At 74.1% G+C, this 3,561-nt stretch carries 1 protein-coding gene; it reads left to right on the plus strand.

Annotated elements, in window-relative coordinates; all coding sequences use genetic code 11:
* Positions 1 to 229: 229 nt before the first annotated feature.
* On the plus strand, positions 230 to 3,561 hold a 3,332-nt coding region (mobF, locus tag ACFWA7_RS39815; protein ID WP_385828047.1), incomplete at its 3' end, for a MobF family relaxase.

Here is a 3,561-nt window from a genome sequence, read left to right on the forward strand (position 1 = left end):
GGTCCTCAGGGGTGCTCGGTGAGCACCCCTGAGGACAGCGGGATCGACCTTCGGTCGAGCCGTCACTTCAGCGAAAGCTCTTGCTCTGTGCGGGCCTTGCCGGCGCCGTGCTCCGGTTCCCGCCGGGCGGGAGAGTTCTTTGCTTGTTCCCGCCGGGCGGGAAGAGGGCCGGTCAGCGGCGGCCGGGCGGCTGTGTGCTGGGGCGGTGCGGCGGATGGTGGCTGCCCTGATGGGTGTCGACGTGTGCAAGGTGAGCGCCGGCTGGGGCTATCGCTATTACCAGCGCACGGTCTCCAGCGGCGATCAGCCGCGCCCGCGGGGCGAGGGGTTGGGGCAGGCGCAGGCCCGTACCGGGTTGCCGCCGGGGGTGTGGATGGGCCGGGCGGCGCCCGCTCTGGGCATGTCCGGGCCCGCCCAGGAGGAGCAGGTGCGTGCCCTGTTCGGCCTGGGCCTGCACCCTGACGCGCACCGCCTGGCCACCCAGGCCCTCGCCGGCGGGGCCTCCGCAGCCCAAGCCGTGCGCCAGGTCCGCCTCGGCTACGCCTTCGCCCAGTACAGCGGCGGGCCCGGCCCGCTTCAGCGCCGTATCGAGGAGGCGATCGAGACAGCCCAGCAGCTCGCCGGACCGCACATGCTCGACAACACGGAGCGCACCCGGATCCGGATGCGCGTTGCGGCCAGGGCCTTTCGCGAGGACCACGGGCGCGGCCCGGCCGACGGCCGCGAGCTCGCCCGCTACCTCGCCGCCGCCCAACACCACCAGGAGCGCCATCCGGTGGCGGGCTACGACCTGGTCTTCCGCAGCAAGTCGGTGAGTGTCCTGTGGGCTTTGGCCGATGAGGAGAGCCGCCTGGAGATCGAGGCGGCGCACGAGCAGGCGATCACCGAGACGCTGACCTGGCTGGAGGACAACGCGCTCGCGGTGCGGACCGGGGCGGGAAGTCTGGCGCAGGAGGACGCCCGCGCGGCGCTGATCGCCGTGCGCTACCGGCACTTCGACAACCGCCACGGCCTCCCGCTGCTCCACGACCACGTCGTCGTCGCCAACAAAATCCAGGGCAGGGACGGGAAGTGGCGCAGCATCGACGGCCGCCTGCTCTTCCGCCAGATCGTCACCGCCTCCGAGCACTACAACCGCCGCGTCATGGAGGAGGTCTGCCACCGCCTCGGCCTTGCCACCACCCAGGTGTGGCCGACGCCCGGCAGGAGGCCGGTGCTGGAAATCGCCGGCCTGCCCGCCGGGCTGGTACGCGGCATGTCCTCACGCGATACGGACATCCGCGCCCGCCTGGAGGAGCTGGTCGCCGACTACGAGCTGCGGTGGGGCCGCAGCGTGAGCCAGGCGCAGCGCATGACGCTGCTGGCCCGCGCCGCCCGCGAGACCCGGCCCGCCCACAAGCAGGTCCGGCCGCTGGAGGTGCTGCGCGGCCGGTGGCGGGAGATGGCTGTTGACCTGGTGGGCGCGGACGCGGTCGACCACCTCCTGGAGCGGGCCCGCGAACATGCCGCGACCGTCGACCCCGGCGTGCTGGATGTGGAGCGCGAGGCCGCCGCCGTCATCGCGACCGTGGCCGAGCACCGCGCGGTGTTCGCCCGGCGCCATGTGGCAGCCGAGGCCGAGCGGCATATGGCCCGCCTGTGCGCCGGAACCCTCGCCCCCTCCACGCTGGTCCGGGAGCTCACCGAGCACGCCATGGGCCTGTGCCTGGATTTGACCCCGCCCGAATTCCACACCCCCCACCCCGACTTGCTGCGCCCTGACGGCACCAGCGTCTACCGCCCGCGCCACACCCGCACCTACACCACGCCCGCGGTGCTGGCCGCCGAGGACGCCCTGCTGAGCGCGGCTCGCACCCCGGTGATCCCTCCGGTGAGCGGTGCGGTGTTCGATGCGGTCGCGGCCCTGCACGATGAGCATTCCGCGATCCCGTTGGATGCGGGGCAGCGGGCGCTGGCGCGGGCGTTCGCCTGCGGGGAGCGCCTTGTGGGCGCGGGGATCGGCCCGGCCGGATCGGGCAAGACCACCGCGCTCAAGGTCGTCGGGGCGGCGGTGGCCGCCTCCGGTGGCCGCCTCATCGCCCTGGCACCGTCCTCCCGGGCCGCGAAGGTGCTCTCCGCGCACCTGGATGCGGCGCATACCCTGCACGGCTGGATGATCATGCGGGACAAGGCGGCCCGCGGCGAACCGGTCCCGGCCGCCTACCGGTTGCGCCCCGGGGATGTGGTGGTCGCCGATGAAGCCGGGATGGCGGGCACCGTCCTGCTGCGGCGCGTCCTGGACGACGCCAAAGCCGCCGGCGCCCATGTGCGGCTTCTGGGGGACCCGGCGCAGCTGGCCGCCGTCGAGGCGGGCGGCGCCCTGCGGCTCATCGCCCGCGAGGCCGGGGCCGCCGAACTCACCGCCCTGCACCGCTTCACCACCGATGGGGAAGCCGCCGCGACCCTCGCGCTGCGCGACGGACCCGCCGAGGACGCCTTCGCCTGGCACCTGGACCACCACCGGCTGCTGGGCGGGGACGAGGAGGCGATGCTGCACGCGGTCTTCGCCGCCTGGCAGCACGACATCACCCGCCACCGCAGCTCCTTGATGACCGCCGAAGACGCCGGCACCGTCACCGCCCTCAACCAGCGGGCCCAGGCCTGGCTCGCCGCCTTGGGCCGCCTGGACACCCGCCACGGCCGTCCGCTGCGCGACGGGCTGCGCGCCCATGTCGGTGACCGTGTCGTCACCCGCGACAACGCCCGCCACCTCCTGACCCGCGGCGCCCGCGACTTCGTCAAGAACGGTGACGTGTGGACCGTCGTCGCCCTGTGCGAGGACGGCGGCCTGGTCGTCGCCCACGCAGAACACGCCGGCCGGGTACGCCTGCCCGCCACCTACGTCGACACCGGCGTCGACCTCGGCTACAGCGCCACCGTCCACCGCGCCCAGGGCATCACCGTGGACACCAGCCACGGCCTGGCCACCGCCCGCACCAGCCGGGAAAGCGCCTACGTCCAGCTCACCCGGGGAGCACGCACCAACCGCCTCTACGTGACCTGCGAGTCCGGTATCCCGCTCGCCGCGACCGTACAGAAGATCGCCGGGAACTCGCGGGCGTCGCGCTCGGCGACCGAGACGCTGCGCACCCTGCAGGAAGCCGCCACCGCCCCCGCACGGCTGGCCGAAGAGTTCGCCGATGTGGCTCGCCGCGCGTGGGAGCAGGTACTCGCCGAAGCTGTGCACCAGGCGGTCGGCCCCGCGGCCGTGCTGTTCACCAAGGCCGAGGGCTGGCCCGTCCTGGCCCGCACGCTACGCAAAGCCGCCGCGGGCGGCTGGGACGCGGCCCGTCTCATCAACTCGGTGCGCCCGCAGCGCTCCCTGGCCGACGCCGAGGACCCAGCCGTCGTGCTGGCCTGGCGCATCGACCGCTACCTCCAGCGCTGCGCGGACAAGACCGCCCGCGCCCTCCGCACCCATCCCGTACGGCCGCTCGCGGACCTCACCGGCATCCAGCTGCACCGCCTGCACGAACGAGCTGCCGTCCGCCGCACCCGCGCCCTGGACGAAGCCGCCGCCGC

Origin of the sequence: Streptomyces sp. NPDC059994 (assembly GCF_042737755.1) — a bacterium.
In the GTDB taxonomy this organism is placed as follows: domain Bacteria; phylum Actinomycetota; class Actinomycetes; order Streptomycetales; family Streptomycetaceae; genus Streptomyces.